The organism is Janibacter sp. GXQ6167, assembly GCF_041365945.1.
Lineage (GTDB): Bacteria > Actinomycetota > Actinomycetes > Actinomycetales > Dermatophilaceae > JBGFSK01.
On sequence record NZ_JBGFSK010000001.1, the window covers coordinates 548,995 to 567,264 of the forward strand.

General features: G+C 70.0%; 16 protein-coding genes and 1 tRNA gene. 9 read left to right on the plus strand and 8 right to left on the minus strand.

What is annotated here, in order from left to right:
* Window positions 1–7: 7 nt before the first annotated feature.
* A complete protein-coding gene (locus AB8K43_RS02475; protein ID WP_370890996.1) occupies window positions 8–1,207 on the minus strand; it encodes a sensor histidine kinase in 1,200 nt (399 codons plus the stop codon).
* Window positions 1,208–1,239: 32 nt separating this feature from the next.
* Here AB8K43_RS02475 and AB8K43_RS02480 point away from each other — a divergent pair, with 32 nt between their 5' ends.
* The 5 genes from AB8K43_RS02480 (at window position 1,240) to AB8K43_RS02500 (ending at window position 5,402) form a co-directional block, all read left to right on the plus strand.
* On the plus strand, window positions 1,240–2,097 hold the full coding sequence (locus tag AB8K43_RS02480) for a Fic family protein (RefSeq protein WP_370891212.1): 858 nt from the start codon (window positions 1,240–1,242) through the stop codon (window positions 2,095–2,097).
* Between the two features lie 307 nt (window positions 2,098–2,404).
* Window positions 2,405–3,124, plus strand: a complete 720-nt coding sequence (locus AB8K43_RS02485) for a hypothetical protein (protein ID WP_370890998.1) — start codon at window positions 2,405–2,407, stop codon at window positions 3,122–3,124.
* A complete protein-coding gene (locus AB8K43_RS02490; RefSeq protein WP_370891003.1) occupies window positions 3,125–4,195 on the plus strand; it encodes a TadA family conjugal transfer-associated ATPase in 1,071 nt (356 codons plus the stop codon).
* Window positions 4,192–4,863, plus strand: a complete 672-nt coding sequence (locus tag AB8K43_RS02495) for a type II secretion system F family protein (RefSeq protein ID WP_370891006.1) — start codon at window positions 4,192–4,194, stop codon at window positions 4,861–4,863. The genes AB8K43_RS02490 and AB8K43_RS02495 overlap by 4 nt, the downstream gene beginning before the upstream one ends.
* Window positions 4,860–5,402 (plus strand): type II secretion system F family protein, encoded by a 543-nt coding sequence (locus AB8K43_RS02500; protein WP_370891008.1) that lies wholly within the window; start codon window positions 4,860–4,862, stop codon window positions 5,400–5,402. The genes AB8K43_RS02495 and AB8K43_RS02500 overlap by 4 nt, the downstream gene beginning before the upstream one ends.
* Here AB8K43_RS02500 and AB8K43_RS02505 read toward each other — a convergent pair.
* From AB8K43_RS02505 to AB8K43_RS02515, 3 genes are all read right to left on the minus strand, one after another.
* Window positions 5,390–7,237: a SelB C-terminal domain-containing protein gene (locus AB8K43_RS02505; protein WP_370891010.1), complete on the minus strand. Its 1,848-nt coding sequence runs from the start codon at window positions 7,235–7,237 to the stop codon at window positions 5,390–5,392. The genes AB8K43_RS02500 and AB8K43_RS02505 overlap by 13 nt on opposite strands.
* Complete coding sequence (gene selA / locus AB8K43_RS02510) at window positions 7,237–8,595, minus strand: L-seryl-tRNA(Sec) selenium transferase (protein ID WP_370891012.1); 1,359 nt, start codon at window positions 8,593–8,595, stop codon at window positions 7,237–7,239. Before selA ends, AB8K43_RS02505 begins: the two co-directional genes overlap by 1 nt.
* Window positions 8,596–8,621: 26 nt before the next feature.
* Window positions 8,622–8,717, minus strand: a tRNA-Sec gene (locus AB8K43_RS02515).
* Window positions 8,718–8,801: 84 nt separating this feature from the next.
* On the opposite strand from AB8K43_RS02515, the gene selD reads away from it, so the two are divergent.
* The gene (gene selD, locus AB8K43_RS02520) at window positions 8,802–9,803 is read left to right on the plus strand and encodes a selenide, water dikinase SelD (protein ID WP_370891214.1); all 1,002 of its coding nucleotides are present in this window, start codon (window positions 8,802–8,804) and stop codon (window positions 9,801–9,803) included.
* Here the strand turns inward: selD and AB8K43_RS02525 are convergent.
* The 4 genes from AB8K43_RS02525 to fdh form a co-directional block, all read right to left on the minus strand.
* Entirely contained in the window at window positions 9,800–11,107 is a 1,308-nt protein-coding gene (locus AB8K43_RS02525; protein ID WP_370891014.1) for an OFA family MFS transporter, read from the minus strand. The genes selD and AB8K43_RS02525 overlap by 4 nt on opposite strands.
* A 61-nt stretch (window positions 11,108–11,168) precedes the next feature.
* Window positions 11,169–12,323: an NrfD/PsrC family molybdoenzyme membrane anchor subunit gene (nrfD, locus tag AB8K43_RS02530; protein WP_370891016.1), complete on the minus strand. Its 1,155-nt coding sequence runs from the start codon at window positions 12,321–12,323 to the stop codon at window positions 11,169–11,171.
* Window positions 12,320–13,420 carry a 4Fe-4S dicluster domain-containing protein gene (locus AB8K43_RS02535; protein WP_370891018.1) on the minus strand — a complete coding sequence of 367 codons (1,101 nt, stop codon included), beginning with the start codon at window positions 13,418–13,420 and terminating at the stop codon, window positions 12,320–12,322. The genes nrfD and AB8K43_RS02535 overlap by 4 nt, the downstream gene beginning before the upstream one ends.
* Window positions 13,417–16,788 (minus strand): formate dehydrogenase, encoded by a 3,372-nt coding sequence (gene fdh, locus AB8K43_RS02540; protein ID WP_370891020.1) that lies wholly within the window; start codon window positions 16,786–16,788, stop codon window positions 13,417–13,419. The genes AB8K43_RS02535 and fdh overlap by 4 nt, the downstream gene beginning before the upstream one ends.
* Before the next feature lie 361 nt (window positions 16,789–17,149).
* Here fdh and AB8K43_RS02545 point away from each other — a divergent pair, with 361 nt between their 5' ends.
* The 3 genes from AB8K43_RS02545 to AB8K43_RS02555 are packed head-to-tail and all read left to right on the plus strand — an operon-like array spanning window position 17,150 to window position 18,103.
* Entirely contained in the window at window positions 17,150–17,341 is a 192-nt protein-coding gene (locus AB8K43_RS02545; protein ID WP_370891022.1) for a DUF4244 domain-containing protein, read from the plus strand.
* Window positions 17,342–17,363: 22 nt separating this feature from the next.
* Window positions 17,364–17,705, plus strand: a complete 342-nt coding sequence (locus tag AB8K43_RS02550) for a TadE family type IV pilus minor pilin (protein WP_370891024.1) — start codon at window positions 17,364–17,366, stop codon at window positions 17,703–17,705.
* Complete coding sequence (locus tag AB8K43_RS02555; protein ID WP_370891026.1) at window positions 17,702–18,103, plus strand: Rv3654c family TadE-like protein; 402 nt, start codon at window positions 17,702–17,704, stop codon at window positions 18,101–18,103. Before AB8K43_RS02550 ends, AB8K43_RS02555 begins: the two co-directional genes overlap by 4 nt.
* Window positions 18,104–18,270 lie beyond the last annotated feature (167 nt).

The window sequence follows — 18,270 nt, forward strand, 5'->3', positions numbered from 1 at the left end:
GTTCAGACTAGGACGATGTGTCCACCGCCGGGGAATACTTGGGCACTCGGAAAATGACCTTCATGCCCGACCCGACCTGGGTTTCGACGGCCAGACCGTACTGATCTCCGTAGACCTGGCGCAGGCGGGCATCGACATTGCCGAGGCCCACCGAGTCCGCGCGGGACTGCCCATCGAGGATCTTGCGGATCGCCCCGGGCTCGGCGCCAACCCCGTCATCTTCGATGCTGATCTCTGCTTCGGTCCCCACGTCGGTCGCGGTGAGGACGACATTGCCGGTCCCCGGCTTTGGCGCCAGGCCATGGCGGACGGCGTTTTCGACCAGGGGCTGGATCGCGAGGTATGGGACTTGCACGGGGAGCACCTCGGGGTCGATCCGCAGGGTGATCTGAAGACGCTCGCCGAAGCGGGCTTGCTCCAGGACCAGGTAGCGCTCGACGTTGCGCAGTTCCTCGGCGACGGTCGTAAACGCACCCCCTCGGCGCAGGGCGTAGCGGGTGAAGTCGGCAAACTCGAGCAGGAGTTCGCGGGCGCGTTGCGGGTCGGTGCGCACAAAGGAGGCGATCGCGGCGAGCGAGTTGTAGATGAAGTGCGGGGAGATTTGGGCACGAAGGGCGCGCAGCTCGGCTTCCATCGCCCGCGTGCGCTCGTAGGACAGCTCGGCGAGTTCGACCTGGGCGGAGACCCAGGTCGCGACCTCTTCGGTGGCGCGGGTGAGGCCAGCGGTGACGGTCGGGCCATAAGCGGCGATGGCGCCGACCACGTGACCGTCGACGACCAGCGGCGCGATGGTGGCCGACCGCACCGGACAGTCGGCATCGGCGCAGGTCACCTCCTCGGGTCCGAGCACGACGGTGCGGCCGTGATCGATCGCCGGCGCGGCTTGACGCATGACATGGCGCAAGTGATGGTCGCCGGCGCCATCCCAAACGATGACCGAGGAAGAGTCGCAGATGGCGAGCGCCGGGGTCCCGAGCATGGTGCGAAGGAGGGGAGCGGCCTTGTGACACCCGTCGTCGGTTAGCCCGTCGGCCAGGTGACGCCCGGCGGTCGATGCCGTATGCAAGGTCTGGTAGGTCGCCTGATCGGTCACCGACACGAAGCCGGGCTGTCGATGCCGTGACCGCACCGCCCAGACGAGCAGCGCGAGGATCGCGACCGTGCCGAGGACCACGGCGGCGGTCGGAGCGTGCACGCCGGAGGTCATGGCCGCCAACGTACCCTGGCCAGGTGCCTGCCATGCCCCCTTCGTCCTCGCCCGTCGTCACCGCGCTGAAGGAACTCGCAGCCATCCCCGATGTGGCCTCCGCGAGCGACCGCGCGAGGGATGCCTGCACGTCGCTGCGCTGGCATGAGGCGCTGCGGCGCCGGATCCCGGAGGCGGCGGCCGAATCCCGGGTTCGTGGAGCCTGGGCCAGCGGTGAACTCGAAGGGGCGCGGTCGTCGGCGAGCGTCGTGCGCGATCTCATGAGGGGGGCGCGGGAGCGTTCGCCGGAGCCCGATCCTGCGGAGCGGGTGATCCACGGGGCGATGGCGGCGACCGCCGAAACCGAGCACCTCGCGAGCCTCATCACGACCGCGCCCGGTCAGGCGCTCGCGCGATTGCACACGGCCGCCGCTGCCGAGTTGGTCGATGCCGCCGAGGAGTTGGGGCGCCCGCGGATGGGCGATGAGGTGTGCCGGGAGTTCACCGACCTCGGTCCGGCACCGTCCGGGGTCGAACTGCAGGCACGCATGGCGGGGATCGTCGATCTGATGCGATCCGCCGAGCACGCTCCTGCGCTGGTGGTGGCCGCGATCGTGCACGCGGAGATCGCGACGACGCGTCCCTTCGTCGTCGGCAACGGGCTGGTGGCGCGGGCAGTCGAACGCGCGCTGATCCAAGCGACCGGGCTGGACCCGACCGGTGTCGCGGTCCCGGAGGCAGGGCACGGTGCGCAAGGCGGTCCGGCCTACCTCGGCTCACTCACCGCGTACGCCACCGGGGGGCGCGAGGGCGTGTTGTTGTGGCTGCGGCACTGCGGCGATGCCGTCGTGGAAGGGGCTGGCGAAGGGGTGAGGGTAGCTGACTCGGTGCGGGCCGGGCGACTTATCTGACGATTTCCTCGGTGAGCGGTGCCGTTAGTGCTGTGACCGCTCGACGGGGGTGGCTCGCGCTGCTTGCGTCTGGGGTGGTGAGGCCTCACTATTGACCTGTTGCTCCCTTCGGGTTGAGCGACGCGCACCAGATCCCTCCCCCCGGGGCCTGGAGCGTTGACGGCCCCGGTTGCTCCCCCCCGACCGGGGCCGTCCCTTATGTCGGGTGCCTGGGCTTCGTCCACAGGGCGCGCTCGCCGTCTTCGCGTTGTCCACTGCCTCGCCCGCGGCCTTCGCCCGTGGTGGTGATCCGCCCACTCTGGTGCCTATGCATCCGGTGATCCTCGTCCTCGCGGCATCCGGTGGGCTCGGCGCGTCGACCTTCGCGGCCGCGCTCGCCGCGCGAGTGAGCAGCGGGGGACGGGCGGTCCTCATCGATGGCGATCTCCACGGCGGTGGGATCGACAGCACGGCGGCGATCGAGCATGAGCCAGGCCTTCGGTGGGGCGATCTCGGCGCGGTGGAGGGGCCGGTGGAGGGATCTCGCCTGATCGCGGCATTGCCCGCCGCGGGAGATGTCGCCGTCTTGTCCGCGGGGGGTGACCTGCGCCCGAGCCCGAGCGTGATCATTGAGGTCATTTCGGCGCTCGCCGAGCAGGCGGTGGTCGTCATCGATGGCGCGCGTGGTGCTCTCCATCCGTGGGTGGAAGTGGCCGATCATCTGCTGCTCCTCGTCGGGACGAGGCCGCGGCGGCTACGGGATGGTGAGCGCCTCGTCCGTGACCTGGGGCGAGCGCGTGGTGAGGCCCTGATCGTGACTCGCGGTTCGCGGCGCGCTCGCGCCGTCGGAGAGTCGGTCGCCGCTCATCTCGAGATTCCGTGGGTTGACCATGTGCGCGATGACCCCGCGGTGGTGCGCGATGAGGCGCGGGGGCGATATCCGCGCCCGCGGGGCAGTCTTGGCGAGGTCGTCGAGGCCACGGTGGACGCCTTCGGGCTCGACCTGAGGGCGCGCCGCGAGGACCTCACGGGACGAAGGGCGTCGTAGATGAGCCGCGAGCTACGACCCGAGGGGGAGGCTGTCGAACGGCAGATCCGCGGTGGTGTCCCGCCGAGCGACGAGGCGATCGACGAGGTCGTCGCACACGACGGCGTGCGCCTCGGCGTCGTGGGGGCGAGCCGCCGAGGGACGCACTTGCGCTCGGGGCTCATCGGGTTCGGTCCCCTCGAGCCGCTCGTCTGCGATCGGGGCGTCACTGATGTGCTGGTCAATGGCGATGGAGCGGTGTGGGTGGATCGCGGCGAGGGTGTCACGCGTGAACCAGAGATCGAGATTGGCGGCCCGGCAGAGGTGCGTCGCCTCGCCACCAGGCTCGCCGCGCTCGCCGGGCGGCGCCTCGACGACGCTCAGCCGTGGGTCGACGGGCTCTTGCCACGCGGGGTGCGGTTGCACGCCATCCTCCCGCCGTTGGTCAACGATGGAGCGCACATCAGTTTGCGGGTCCCCCGGCACCAGGGAGGTGGGCTCGACGACTTGGTCCGTCTGGGGATGCTCGATGGTGACCAGGCGCGCCTGGTGCGCTCCATCGTGCGCCAGCGGCTTGCCTACGTGGTGACGGGCGGGACGGGGACGGGCAAGACCACCCTTCTCGGCGCGATGCTCGCCGAGATCCCAGACCGAGAGCGGGTCCTGATCGTTGAGGACGTCGCCGAGATCGGAGTCCACCATCCGCATGTCGTCCGTTTGCAGGCACGTCAGGCCAATACCGAGGGTGCGGGGCTCGTCAGCATGGTCGATCTCGTGCGGCAGGCGCTGCGGATGCGGCCCGATCGACTGGTGGTCGGGGAGGTCCGCGGGCCCGAGGTCCGCGACCTTCTTCTCGCGCTCAACACCGGTCATGAAGGGGGCTGCGGCACCCTCCACGCCAACCGGGCCGAGGATGTCCCCGCTCGATTCGAAGCCCTTGGAGCGCTCGCGGGGATGAGCCGCGACGCCGTCCACGCTCAACTGGCCGGCGCGATCAGCATCGTCATCCACTTACGGCGCCGCCACGGACGTCGCGTGGTGGAGTCGGTGACCGATCTGGAGGGACGGCCGGTGCGGGAGGTGGGGTGGTGACCGCGGCTGTGCTCATCATCCTCGCCGTCTTCGCCTGGCCGAGTGGGGGCGGGGCGTGGAGGGATCGCTCCGGCCTCGAGCCACAGCGCGCGAACGGCTGGCGGGTGCGCCGAGCAGGCGCACGGCGCGACCTCGAGGAGTTGGCAAGGGCGACCGAGTTGCTTGCCATGGCCCTGCGCGCAGGAACCGACCCTCTTCGGGCCGTGGATGTGAGTCGGAGACACACCCACGGCAAGGCCGCAGACCTGCTAGGAGAGGTGCAGGGCGCGCTGGTCGACGGCGACACCGCGGCGGCGGTCTGGCAGCGCTGGTCGGGGCACTGGCCGGAGGCTGGCTTTTGCGCTGCGGCCTGGTCGATGAACGAGCGGCTGGGGGTCCCGCTCGCGCCCGTGATGACCACGACGGCGACGGTGCTGCGCGAACGGGTCGCCGCCCGGCGGCGCCTGGACGCGGCAACGGCAGGAGCCCGGGCCTCGATGATGGTCCTCACGATGCTCCCGCTGGTGGGGATGCTGGCAGGCCTCGCCTTCGGGATGCCTCCGTGGGAGCTCTATACCGCCTCGCCCGTGGCCGCGGCCTCGCTCTTGGTCGGGGTGTTGTTGACCGGCGCCGGGTGGCTCGTGGGCCGGGCGGTCTTAAGACGTGCCCATCGGCCGGTGACGGCATGACGGCGGCTTTGCTCATCCTGGCCGGGATCCTCATCTGGCCAGCGCGCGGGTCCACGGTGGCGTTAGCGCGTGCGAGGGAGGCCGAGGGCGAGGGCGAGGGCGAGTCATTGACCGTCGACGCCTTGGCGAACGCGACGGTGCTCCTCGCTCTCGCTCTGCGCTCCGGACGCGGCGTCACCGAGGCGCTGGACGAGGTGGCGCGGCTCAGTGGACCCGCCGTGGGGCGCGATCTCGGCCGCGTGACGGCAGCGCTGCGGTGGGGCCGCAGCACGGAGGAGGCCTGGTCATATGCCTCCTCGGCCTGGCGTCCGGTCGCCGTGGCGATGGCTTTAGCCCAGGAGTGTGGCTCGTCAGCGGGAGATGTGCTTCTCGAGGCGGCCGGGACGCTGCGCGAGGACGAGGGCCGCCAGCAGGAAGCGGCCGCCGGCCGGGCGAGCGTGCTGCTCGTCCTGCCGTTGGGGTTGTGCTTCCTCCCCGCCTTCATCGCGACGGGCATCGTGCCCCTCGTCTCGGTCCTGCTGACTCGTCAGCTCGGGTGACGCGGTGAGGAGCGGACCTCGCGGTGGCTGCCATCGATCCGGTGCGTGCCCCCGATGGCGTCCAGGTGCTCGAGAAGGGGGATGGCGACGCGCCGGGTCACGCCGAGCGCTTGGCGAGCCTCGCTGGTCGTAAACGGCTGGGGGAGTTCAGCGAGGATTCGGGTGGCCCGCTCTGGGGCGTCGGGCAGGAGCACCACCGCCCCATCGAGGCGGAGGAGCCGGCCCGCGCGTTCGGCGGCGGCGAGCTCGCGAGCACCGAGCCGGAGCGCAGCGAGGTCATTGGCGTCGGGAGCATCGAAGGGGGACGCGGCGAGGCGTGCCTCGAGGGTGGCGACCGATCGTTCGGCGGGCCCGAGCGCCTTCGTCTGTTGTCGAATCCGGACCCGGCGGCCGTCCTGCTCGAGCCCATCCTGCTCGGCGATCATCGGGATCAGCGCCGGCGTCGGGAGATCGAAGGCAGCGCCGATCGCTCCGAAGGTGACGCCGCCGGCGAGCGGGTCACGGGCGTGATCTGCGGCCACGGACTCACGCAACTCCCTTCGCCACTGGTCAAGCCGCTCCTCGGCGACAAGCCACCCCTCGACCGTCAGCACACCGTCGGGGACAGCCGGTTCGAGAAGATTCAGCAGGCGGAGGTGATCGATGCAGACCGCTCCTCGACGCAAGACCTCTCGGCGCATATCGGGCGGCCCGCCCGGGTCGGTCGCCAGCGCCTCGGCCCGGCGCCGCGCGTCGCCTCGGCGGGTCAGGGCTGGTGGGTCGGCGTCGAGCACGAGCGCTCCGGTCAAGGGACGCTGACCCCCTGGGACGCGCAGCACCAGTCGGTCTCCGCGCGTGAGGGGCAGGTCCGGCGACGTCTCGTCACTCAGGATGAGCCTCGCATGGCGACTCCCGTCGCCACCGAGCGGCCGGACCCGTGCCGGGATCGCCGCCGAACCCAGGTGGGCGAGAACTTTTTCGGGGAGCCGCGGGGTGTCCCCGTGCTCGTCGAGATCGACGCGGACGTCGATTGCTCGGGTGCTCCACCACGCCCCTGGGGTCAGGAGGACATCACCGCGCGTCACCTCGCTGGCCGCGACGCCGCGAAGGGCGAGGGCAATGCGGCTGACCGGCGAGGCGACGCTGATCTCGTGCTCATGGTGCTGCACGCTGCGAACCGCGACGCGAGACCGGCCGCGACCCGTCACGAGCTCCAGCTCATCGCCGGCCCGGACGGTGCCCTGCGTCAGCGTCCCCGTGACGACCGTCCCCGCCCCCGCGATGCTGAAGGCTCGATCGATCCACAGGCGGATCCGCCCTCCGGGATCCGGCAGGGCCCCGGCGGCGAGGACCTCCCCGAGGGCCTCCCGAAGCGCCTCTAGTCCGGTCCCGGTCTTTGCCGAGACGGGCACCACCGGAGCCTGCGCCAGGCCGGTACGCCTCAGTTCGGCACGAACCTGCTGCGTTACCGCCGCGACATCGGCCTCTTCGCGGTCGGTCTTCGTGATCGCGATGACCCCGCGGTTGATCCCGAGGGCAGCGATGGCATCACGATGGTCGCTGGACTGCGCTGACCACCCTTCGTCAGCGGCGACGACGAAACAGACCACCGGTGCGGGCCCGAGCCCGGAGAGCATATTGCCGAGGAAGCGCTCGTGCCCGGGGACATCGACGAAGGCGACCTCGGCCTCGGTGCCGCCGACGTCGATCGTGGTCCAGGCAAAACCGAGGTCGATGGTGAGGCCCCGCCGCCGTTCGGCCTCCCACCGATCCGGTTCGATCCCGGTGAGGGCGCGGACCAACGCGCTCTTGCCATGGTCGACGTGCCCGGCCGTCGCGACGACGAAGGACCTCATCACGCTCGGCGGTCCCCGGCCGGGGTCGCGAGAGCCGCAAGGACAGCAGCGGTCAGCGCCCGATCGCTGGGCTCGGGGACGCACCTGAGGTCGAGGAGGCAGCGCCCACCGTGCACTCGAGGCATGATCGCGGGTTCGCCGAGACGAAGGGAGAGCGCGAACTCTTCAGGAAGGGCGACCGCCCAGCCCGGCAACGGGACGCCCGGAGCTCCACCCCCGCCGACCCGGCCGTCGTGGCGGACGACCTCGATCTGGAGGTCAGGATGGGTCGACGCGAGGGCTGCGGCGAGAGATTCGGCTCGCTCTCGTAAGCGCTGCGGATCGGCCCGCAGGGCATCTCGGACGGGAGTGCTCGCTCCATCAAGGCTGGCTTCGAGCGTCGCGAGGCCAAGCTTGTCGATTCGCACGGCGCGGGCGAGCGGGTGCCGGGCCATCTGCCGGATCACGTCCTGGCGCCCGAGGACGATCCCGGCCTGTGGTCCACCGAGGAGCTTGTCCCCGCTCGCCGTGATCACATCTGCACCGGCCGTGAGGGTGCCGGCCGCATCGGGCTCGTCGGGCAGCGCCGGCTCCGAAGCGAGGAGGCCGGACCCAAGGTCGACCACGAGGGGGATCGGCGCATCCAGGGTCCCGTCGTGGGCTCGTCGATCGAGCAACGCGCGCAATTGCTCGACCGACACGTCCGCGGTGAACCCCTCCACGCGGAAGTTACTGGGGTGCACCTTCAGCACACATCCGGTGTCCGGGCTCAGGGCATCGGCGTAATCCTGCAGGTGGGTGCGGTTCGTCGTCCCGACCTCGCGGAGCCGAGCACCAGTCGAGGCGATCAGGTCGGGAAGTCGGAAGCCGGCCCCGATCTCGACCAACTCCCCGCGGCTCACGATGACCTCGCGCCCCGCCGCCAGCGCCGTGGTAGCGAGCACGAGGGCAGCGGCGCCGTTGTTGACGACCAGCGCGTCCTCGGCCTGCGGGCAAGCCCGCAGCAAGGCCTCGCGAGTGCTCACCCCGCGCGGCGACCGCTGCCCGGACACGAGGTCGAGCTCGACGTCGACATAGCCCGCCGCCCTCGTCAAGGCCTCGCGGGCGGTGTCCGACAAGGGGGCCCGCCCCAGGTTGGTATGCACCACGATCCCGGTCGCATTGAGCACGGGCCGCATGCCGCTTCGGTGGGCCCGCAGCGACGCGATGACCTCGGCCGTGACATCGCTCGCGGCGATCTGGCCCGCCCGCGCGCGGCCTTGGGCCTCGGACACCGCGGCCCGCACCACATGCTCGCCGAGGCGATCGCGGGCCGCACGCACCTCGGGGAGCGCGAGTAGGACGTCAGTGCGAGGGATCGCACGGCGCGGGTCGGTCATCGCGCTCCTTCCCGATCGGAGGTTGGTGGCGGAGGCGGACGGGAATCGAACCCGCCAGACCGAGATACTCGGCCTCACCGGTGTTGAAGACCGGGGGGCCCACCAGGAACCCAGACGCCTCCGCAGGTCACGGTACCTGGACGCCCAGTGCCCCCTGCCATCTAGGTTCGCCCTGATCTAAGGTCGGGCGGGTGAACACCGCTGCCTTGGACAAGCGTTTGACCCAGTACGCGCACGGCGGGGGGTGCGCCTGCAAGATTCCCGCCGGCGAGTTGGAAGCGCTCGTCGCCCGTCTGCACGATCCGCTGGACGCACCCGCTGTCGAGGTCTTGGTGGGCCTTGACGATGGTGATGACGCGGCGGCGGTCCGGGTGACGGATTCGCTGGCCGTGATTTCGACGACCGACTTCTTCACCCCGGTGGTTGATGACCCCTACGACTGGGGTCGGATCGCCGCGGCCAATGCGCTGTCCGATATCTACGCGATGGGCGGGACGCCCGTGATGGCGATCAACCTCGTCGGATGGCCCCGCGATGTCCTCCCGCAGGAGCTTCTCGCCGAGGTGCTCCAGGGCGGCCGGGATATGGCCGCCCAGGCGCAGTGCCCGGTGATCGGCGGCCACAGCATCGATAATCCCGAACCGATCTACGGGATGGCGGTCACCGGCACCGGAGACCCGGAACGGTTGCTGCGCAACGACGCCGCGGAGCCTGGACTGCCGATCAGCCTGACCAAGCCGCTCGGCCTCGGGGTGCTCAACAACCACCACAAGAGCACGGGGGAGCGCAGCGACGAGGCGGTCGCGGTGATGACGACTCTCAACCGGGATGCCTCGCGAGCGGCCGTCGACAGCGGCGCGCGAGCGGCGACCGATGTCACCGGCTTCGGGCTGCTGGGGCACCTATACAAGATGTGCCGCGCTTCCGGGGTCGCTGCTCAGGTGGATGCCGCAGCGGTGCCCTATATCGATGGCGCCCGGCAGGCGCTGGCCGCCGGCCACGTCCCCGGAGGCTCGCGCCGCAACCTCGACTGGGTCCGCCCGCACCTGGCTGCTGCGGGGATGAGTGAAGAGGAGCTCATCCTCCTCGCCGACGCTCAGACCTCCGGTGGCTTGCTCGTCGTTGGCGAGATCCCGGGGGCGCCGGTGGTCGGACACACCGTGGCCGCGGACTCCCTTGGCGACGGGGTCGTGGTCGAGGTCCGCTAGGCCGCGCTGGCAGCCTTCGCGGGGGCGTCGGTAGGCGGCTTCGGCTTGCGGGTGATGAGGGGGATCAGCGCACCGGCGAGAGCAATCACGCCGACGACGGTGTAGGCAAGGGTGTACGCCTTGTCCTCACCAATCAGCGCCGAGATCAGCAGTGGGCCTGCCACGCCGCCGATGGACCACCCGATCAGCATGAGGCCGTAGATCGCGCCAGCGTTCTTCACGCCGAAGAAGTCGCCGGCCGTCGAGGGCATGGTGCCGAAGCCACCGCCGTAGCACGTGTAGATCAAGGCGGCGAGGACGTAGAAGAGGGCGATGCTGCCGACGTGCGGGATCGCGATGAGGCAGATGCCCTGGATCGCGAGGATGCCGACGAAGGCGGGCATGCGCCCGATGCGATCCGAGATCGCTGCCCAGAGGATGCGCCCCGCGCCGTTGAACAGGCCCATGATGCCGACGAGCGTCGCCGCGCCAGCGGCGCTGAATCCGGCGACGTCGGTAGCGGTCCCGGCCGCGACCGAAATCAGCGAGATCCCGGCCGTCACCGACAGCGTGAGGATCGCGGTCAGCAGGTACCACTGCGGGGTGCGCAGCGCCTCGGCCTGGGTGAAGTCCCGACCGGCGGCCGCCTTCTCTCCCTTGTCTTTGGCGCTCGTCTCTGCGCCAGCGACGGTGTAGCCCTCGGGCGGATTCCGGAAGACCGAGGCGCCGAGCAGCCCCACCACGAGGTAGGCGAGGCCAAGCCACAAGAACACCTTGGTCGGGTACTGCTGGAAGTCCTCGCTGCCGGCGATCATCCGCTGCGCCAACGGGGAGGTGATGACGGCACCGAAACCGAATCCGGCGACCGCGACACCGGTGATCAGACCCCGCTTGTCGGGGAACCACTTCTGCAGCATCGCGATCGGCACGATGTACGCGAGGCCGAGGCCGAAGCCGCCCAGCACGCCATAGCCGAGGACGAGCAGCCAGAGGTCGGAGCTGCTGCGGGCAAAACTCGCGAGCATGATGCCGAGGGAGTAGACGACGACACCGGTGAGCGCTACCAGTCGCGGCCCGCGCCGGTCCTGGATCCGTCCGCCGAGGAAGGTCCCGACGAAGATCATCCCGATCGCGACCTCGAAGGGGATCGTGGCTTGCACCTTCGTCAGGGCCAGGGCCGACTCGTCGGCCTGCAGCGCCTTGCTGAAGGTGCTCCAGGCGTAGACGGCACCGATCGCCAACTGGACGAGGACGCCGCCGATCAGGATGAGCCAGCGGTTGCCGCCGGGAGAGGCGGCGTTGGCGCGGGTCTGCTCGGTACTCATCTGACCTCCACGGACGTCGATCGAAGAGGGTGGGCCGGGTGGTCCACCCCCGAGCGGGGTGTTACCGGGCGGTGGTGATCCCGTCATGGACGATGCCGTGGGCCTGCCGTTCGGCGAGGCGTGCCCGCTGCGGGCCCACGGTGTACTTGGGGTCCTTCGCCGACGCGATACCGGCGTCGACGACGGCGAAGCGCGTGAGCGCCGAGGCGGTCGCGAGGGCCACCCCGCTCGCGGCCGCGATGATCCGGGAGCGGCGGCCAAGCAGGGCGCCGACACCGCCGGCGATCGTCAAGACCTTCGCGGCCTTCATCATCCGGCCGGGGTTGCCCTGATGGAGAGGCTCTTCGACCTCCATCGCGCGCAAGCGCCGCTCTGTCGCCTCGACCGCGATGTAGTCGCCGAGCGCGCCGAGCGCGGCGAGGCGAGAGACCGGGCCGGTCTCGGACGTCGGAGAGAGGGCGAGCTGAACCCCCGCGGCGGCCATCGATGCCGAGGAGACGAAGACGAAGGGGAGATGCTGACGGGCCTCGAACCACAGCGGTGTTGCGGTGTCGGAGAGGAGCACCGCCGTGTATGCGGCGAGCGGCGGACCGAAGGCGAAGGAGCCGAGGTCGCCGATCGGTTCGATGAAGCGGACCAGGCCACCGACGATGGGGAGGCCATCGCCGGAGCCGCCGGAGCGCCCTTCGATCATCCGGTTGACCTCGGCCGCGGCGGCGACCGAAGCAAACGCGCTGAACCCGCTGAAGATCCACGTCCCGACCGACATCGGCGAGGTGAGCTTGACCGTGCGCAGCATGTTGATGAAGCGCTCGGGGCGTCCCAAATCCTTGATCAGCGCCCCACCACTTGCGGCAACGGCGCTCATCGCGACCAGGCGAGCGTTGCGCCGCAGCACCTCACGGCCGGTCGCGCCAGCAGCGGCACCGATCATGCCGGAGCCGGCGGCGAGGCCACCGAGGAAGAGGTAGGCCGGGATTTCGTGCTTCCACGGCATGGGCTTGACGACCGGCTGGCCGTAGTACGAACTGAACTCAGCATCGGGGACGACCGCACGCTCGCCGCGCCCGCGGCCACCGCCGGTAAGCCAATCCATCTCGCCGCCCTTGCGGCGCTCACGGCGACGCTCGGAACCGTCACGCGTCACTGATCCGCGGCGGCGACGGCCACCGGGACGCTCCGGGTCGCGGTAGGCGTCGAAGGGGGAAGTGCTCACGACCGCCCTCCGATGAAGGACACGGCGGCGGCGCCGATCATCGCGAGCGCCGCGATCCCGGCCTTGCGGAACATGTCGGGCAAGTGCGTGGTGGCGACGACCGGGTCCGGGGGAAGGCCGTAGACCTCGGGCTCGTCGAGGAGCAGGAAGACCGACCCGGTCCCACCGACGCCATCGAGTTCGTTGGCGCCATACAGACGGGCCTCGGTAAAGCCCTGGTCGTGGAGTTGAGCGACCCGCTCCTTCGCCGCGTCGACCATGTCGTCATGATCGCCGAACCGGATCGAGGTCGTGGGGCAGGTCTGGGCGCAGGCCGGCATCTGGTCGTGACCCAGCCGGTCGTAGCAAAGGGTGCACTTCTGGGCGACGCCGATATTGGGGACGTGCTCGTCCTCGGGCTGCCCGCGAAAGTGCGATCCCTGCCCGGTGCGCCGCTCGATGACGCCGAAGGGGCACGCCCCGACGCAGTAGCCGCAGCCATTGCAGACGTCGGCCTGGACGACCACGGTGCCGAACTCGGTCCGGAAGAGGGCGCCGGTCGGGCAGACATCGAGGCAGCCAGCGTGGGTGCAGTGCTTACACACATCGGAGGCCATCAACCACCGGAACTCCGGTAGCGGACCAACCATCGGCGTCCCGTCGACCGTGGTGGCGGCGTCGGTCATCGTCGCCGGGTTGGCGGCGAGCAGATCCCGCAGATCGGTGCTTTCTTGGGGCGCCGGGAGGGTGCCATACCCCGCCGGGGTGCCAGCGCGAGCAGGGCTTGCGGGTGGGCCGACGGTCGGCATGCCAAGCTCGACCAGGCGCGCCCCCGAGGCCCGCGCGGCCTCGATCCGGTCACGGCCCTGCTCGACGAAGGCGACATGTCGCCAGGTGCTCCCGCCGAGGTCTCCGGTGTTGTCATAGGAGTTGCCGGTGAGCTTCAACCCATCAAGGGGGATCGCATTCCACTCCTTGCAGGCGACTTCGCAGGCCTTGCAGCCGATGCAGATCGAGGTATCGGTGAAGAACCCCTTCCGGCTCGGCGGTGTCGACCAGCCCGCGTCCGCCGCCACATCCTCCGACGGTCCGGAGAGTTGTCGGGTCAGCCAACTCACGAGTGGTTACCTCCGTCGTCGTTCTCGGACTGTGCTGCGCGCTGCTCGGCCACCAACTCGGCCGGGATCTCGTTGATCCGCTCGTTACCGGTCTCGGCGGTGGTCCCGGCGAGGCTCTGATACTCCGCGACCAGGCGGAGCAAGTCCTCCCCTTCGGGTCGGCGTCCGGCCATGATGTCGCAGGAGGCCACCTTGGACTCCTGGATCATCACGTTGGGGTCCAAGGTGACGCCGAGGAGGTCGTTGACGGCATCGCCTTCGACCACCGCGTGCGCGCCCCGGCCCCAGTGATACGGCAGGCCGATCTGGTGGACGGTGCGCCCGGCAATCGTGAGCGGTCGCATCCGCTCGGTGACGAGCACCCGCGCCTCGATCGCGGCGCGGGCCGAGACGATCGTCGCCCAGCCGCCGTTTTCGAGGCCGCGCTCGGCGGCGAGTTGCGGGCTGACCTCGCAGAACAGCTCCGGCTGCAGCTCAGACAGATACGGCAGCCACCGGCTCATCCCACCGGCCGTGTGGTGCTCGGTCAGTCGATAGGTCGTAAAGACATAGGGGTACACGTCAGCGCCCGGCGCATCACCCGACGGCGCCCACAGGTTGTCCTTGCGCGGGAAGATCACCCGCGCCGGGTTGCGCTGCTGGTCGTAGAGCGGGTTCGCGACCGGTGACTCCTGCGCCTCGTAGTGCGTCGGCATCGGCCCGTCGACCATGCCCTTCGGCGCATAGAGCCAACCCTTGCCGTCGGCTTGCATGATGAAGGGGTCATCGCCGGCGATCGCCGCGGGTCCGCCGACATTGGGGTCGGGGCGGAATGACGGATCACGATCGACGGGGAAGTCCGGCACATCCGGCCCGGTCCATTTGCCCTGGTCAGCGTCCCACCAGATGTACTTCTTGCGCTCGCTCCACGGTCGCCCTTCGGGGTCGGCCGAGGCGCGGTTGTAGAGGATCCGGCGGTTCAGCGGCCAGGCCCAACCCCAGTCGAGGGCGACCTCATCCTGGTCTCGGCCCGGCACCTTCTTCGCCGAGGCGTTGACCCCCTTGGCGTAGACACCGGAGTAGATCCAGCATCCGCCCGAGGTCGACCCATCGGGTTGCATCTGCACGAAACTGTCGAGCAACTCACCGGCCTGGTCGCCCGTGACGTGATAGCCGTTGATCTCCTTCAGGACCGCCTCGGCCTCCACTTCACCATGCTCGTCGACCGGGTAGTCCCAGGTGAGATCGAGCAGGGGGCGGTCGCGCTCATCGGTCGAGTCCGCGAGGCGCTCGCGGATGCGCACGCCCAGTTGGTAGAAGAAGTCGAGCTCGCTTTGGGCATCGCCGGGAGGCTGTACGGCCCGCTCGTGCCACTGCAGCATCCGCTGGGTCTGGGTGAAGGTGCCTTCCTTCTCCACGTGGGTCGCCGCCGGGAAGAAGAAGACCTCGGTGTCGATGTCCTCGGTGCGGACCTCGCCGCTTGCCACCTCGGGGGAGTCGCGCCAGAAGGTGGCCGACTCGATGAGCTGGAAGTCGCGCACGACGACCCACTTCAGGTGGTTCATCGCGAGGCGCTGCATCCGCCCGTGGGCCGAGCCGATGGCGGGGTTTTGCCCGAGGATGAAGTACCCGTCGACTTCGTCATCAAGCATCGACATCACGGTCTGGTAGGTCCCGTGTGCCCCGCTGAGGCGCGGGAGGTAGTCGTACGCGAAGTCGTTCTCGGGGGTCGCGGCGTCTCCCCACCAGGCCTTCAGCAGGCTCGCGGTGTAGGCATCCGCCTTCGTCCAAAAGCCCTTTTGAAGGGGGGAAGAAATCGCGGTGAGGTAGTCGCGGTAGGTGTCGTGCTGGCCGACCATCGGCATCGGCAGGTAGCCCGGCAGCAGGTTGAACAGGGTCGGGATGTCGGTGCAGCCCTGGATGCTGGCGTGGCCCCGCAGCGCCATGATGCCGCTGCCGGGGCGACCGACGTTGCCCATCAGCAGCTGCAAGATCGCCGCCGTGCGGATGAACTGGGCGCCGAGGCTGTGCTGCGTCCACCCGAGGGCGTACGCGAAGCAGCTGGTGCGCTCGCGGCCGGAGTTTTCGGTCAGGGCGCGAGCGACCTCGTGGAACTGCTCGACCGAGATCCCGCAGACCTCCCGGACCATCTCCGGGGTGTACCGCGAGTAGTGCCGCTTGAGGATCTGGAAGACGGTCCGAGGGTGCTGGAGGGTCTCGTCCCGCACGACATTGGCGTGCTCGAGCGGCGGGCCGGCCGCGCCGTGCTCGTCACCGGCGGCGGCCTCGGTCTCGTTGGCACCGCTGTCGTCGGCCGGGTCCGGACTGTCGATCTCGTCATCGTCGGTGCCGTACTGCGGTCCGGTCGGGTCCTCCTTCTCGGCGTAGGCCCAGGAGGTCATGTCGTAACTGCCGGTCTTCGGGTCGTAGCCCGAGAAGACACCGTCGAGGTCCTCGGTATCGACGAAATCGTCACTCACGAGAGTCGCGGCATTGGTGTAGGCGCGCACGTACTCGTCGAAGTAGAGCTCATTAGTGAGGACGTGGTTGATCAGCGCCCCGAGCAGCACGACATCGGTCCCCGCCCGGATCGGGACGTGGGTGTCCGCGATCGCCGAGGTCCGGGTGAAGCGGGGGTCGATGTGGATGACCCGCGCCCCGCGCGCCTTGGCCTCAGCGACCCACTGGAAGCCCACCGGGTGGCACTCGGCCATGTTGGAGCCCTGAATGATGATGCAATCCGAGTTCGCCATGTCCTGCACGGGCTGGGTGGCGCCACCTCGGCCAAACGAGGCTCCCAAACTGGGAACCGTTGCGCTGTGTCAAATACGCGCCTGGTTCTCGATCTGGATCGCTCCCGCTGCGGTGAAGAGCTTTTTGATCAGGTAGTTCTCTTCGTTGTCCAAGGTTGCCCCGCCGAGCGAGGCGATCCGCATGGTGCGGCCCAGGCGCCGCCCCTGCTCGTCGCGCTCCTGCCAGCCGCGCTCGCGAGCGTCGATGAATCGGTCGGCGACCATGTCGATCGCTTCGTCCCGATCCATCCGGACGAACTCGGTGGCGCCGGGCGCGCGGTAGAGGACGTGGGTCTGGCGAAGGGGGGAGTTGACGAGTTGCTCGCTCGCGGCCCCCTTCGGGCAGAGGCGTCCGCGGCTGATCGGGCTGTCGGGATCGCCCTCGATCTGGACCACGCGCTCGTCCTTGACGAAGACGCTCTGACCGCAGCCGACGGCGCAGTACGGGCAGACCGACTGCGTGACGCGATCGGCTGTCACGGTGCGCGGCTGGGCTTCGCGAGTCCGCCGACTCTGCACCGCCGCGCCGCGCCCGAGGAAGTCGCCGGTCAGTGCTTGACGCACGACCGGCCACTGCAGGGGCGTGATCCGAGCCATACCGAGCAGCATAGGTGCGCACCGAGGCGGTGACCACCACCAGAAGGGGGGCGAATCCTCTTCGCCCCCAACGGTGGGGGCGAAGGGTGCCCGGCGTCTACGGGTCATCGACGTGTGGGTGGGGAGGGGTGGCGTGGAGACTTCTTCCGGTCCTGACCGCACAAACACTCCACGCGAGCCGCAGCCCGTGGTGAAGGTATTTGCCCCCACGGGTGGGGCGAAGGGTGTCCACAGGCCTTTGCCGTGCGCTGCCTTCGTCCACAGCGTCGAGCGCGGCCGCTCGGCCGGTGGCGGGCTCGGCGCACGCTTCGTCTCCTCAGGTGGCTCGCGTCGGGCGAGCCGCGGCCGTTGGGGAGGAAGCATGAAGCACTATCTAGCGCGGCGTTGGCAATCGGCGAAGGCAGCGGCGGAGGCGGGGATGACCACTGCCGAGTACGCGGTCGGCACGCTCGCGGCCTGCACGTTCGCGATCGTGTTGCTCGCGGTGGTGAAGTCTGGGGCGATCAAGAGCGGGCTCTCCGGTGTCATCCTCGATGCCCTCGGGATCCGGTAGGAGCAGGCAGCGGGAAGGGGGGATGGCCAGCGTCGAGCTGGCCGTCGCCCTCCCCGCGATCATTCTGGTGCTGGTCCTCGGGCTGTCGGCGATCCAGTGGGGGATGGCGCAGGTGCGCTGCATCGACGCGGCTCGGGTGGGCGTGCGCGAACTCGCCCGGGGCGATCCCACCGGGACGGCTCTTGCGCAGGCCCGGCGAGCGGCCCCGGACGGCTCAGAGGTCACCGCGAGGCGGAGCGGCACCGAGGCCGTGGTGACCGTCCGCTCTCCTCCGGTACCCGGCCTGTCCTGGGTCGGGATCGGGGCGGCTCCGAGCGCGAGAGCCTCGGCCGTGGTCGAGCTCCTCCCCGAAGCCGGACCATGACGCGCCGTCTGGGCGCCGGAGGGGAAGACTCCCGTGGCGAGCGGGGCTCCGGCACAGTGCTGGCGGTCGGTGTCGTCGCCGTGGTCCTCACGATCACGCTCGCCGTCCTCGCGGTGGTTTCGGCGGTGAACGCGGGGCACCACGCTCGCGCGGCCGCCGATCTGGGCGCGCTCGCGGGCGCCATGAGATATCAGACAGATCCGGGCGGGGCGTGCGGCGAGGCGTCCAGAGTTGCCGCTCTCAACGGCGGTGCCCTCGAAGGGTGTGTCGCCTCGCCCGATGGTCGGATCGAGGTCACCGTGACGAGCCGCGTCGCGTGGCGCGTGTGGGGCCTCGGCCGAGGCGAAGCCACGGCACGAGCGGTCGCCGGACCCGATGACACGGAGGCGCCGCCGTGATGATGTGAGAGGGCGAGGGCGCGGGTGGATCGCAACCGACCATCTGCTGAGCCCGGCGGCACCCGCTGCCCGCCCCGGTGTGCCGGTGGCAGAGATCAACAGGATCTCTCTCCAGGGACAGCGATCGGCCCCAGCCGCGCGGGGAGCGCTGCCGGGGCCGACTCGTT

What these genes read in the sequence shown, in the direction of transcription:
- AB8K43_RS02475 (WP_370890996.1), bottom strand. Translation starts at nt 1,207, where the DNA reads ATGACCTCCGGCGTGCACGCTCCGACCGCCGCCGTGGTCCTCGGCACG.
- AB8K43_RS02480 (WP_370891212.1), top strand. Translation starts at nt 1,240, where the DNA reads ATGCCCCCTTCGTCCTCGCCCGTCGTCACCGCGCTGAAGGAACTCGCA.
- AB8K43_RS02485 (WP_370890998.1), top strand. Translation starts at nt 2,405, where the DNA reads ATGCATCCGGTGATCCTCGTCCTCGCGGCATCCGGTGGGCTCGGCGCG.
- AB8K43_RS02490 (WP_370891003.1), top strand. Translation starts at nt 3,125, where the DNA reads ATGAGCCGCGAGCTACGACCCGAGGGGGAGGCTGTCGAACGGCAGATC.
- AB8K43_RS02500 (WP_370891008.1), top strand. Translation starts at nt 4,860, where the DNA reads ATGACGGCGGCTTTGCTCATCCTGGCCGGGATCCTCATCTGGCCAGCG.
- AB8K43_RS02505 (WP_370891010.1), bottom strand. Translation starts at nt 7,237, where the DNA reads ATGAGGTCCTTCGTCGTCGCGACGGCCGGGCACGTCGACCATGGCAAG.
- selA (WP_370891012.1), bottom strand. Translation starts at nt 8,595, where the DNA reads ATGACCGACCCGCGCCGTGCGATCCCTCGCACTGACGTCCTACTCGCG.
- AB8K43_RS02525 (WP_370891014.1), bottom strand. Translation starts at nt 11,107, where the DNA reads ATGAGTACCGAGCAGACCCGCGCCAACGCCGCCTCTCCCGGCGGCAAC.
- AB8K43_RS02545 (WP_370891022.1), top strand. Translation starts at nt 17,150, where the DNA reads ATGAAGCACTATCTAGCGCGGCGTTGGCAATCGGCGAAGGCAGCGGCG.
- AB8K43_RS02550 (WP_370891024.1), top strand. Translation starts at nt 17,364, where the DNA reads ATGGCCAGCGTCGAGCTGGCCGTCGCCCTCCCCGCGATCATTCTGGTG.
- AB8K43_RS02555 (WP_370891026.1), top strand. Translation starts at nt 17,702, where the DNA reads ATGACGCGCCGTCTGGGCGCCGGAGGGGAAGACTCCCGTGGCGAGCGG.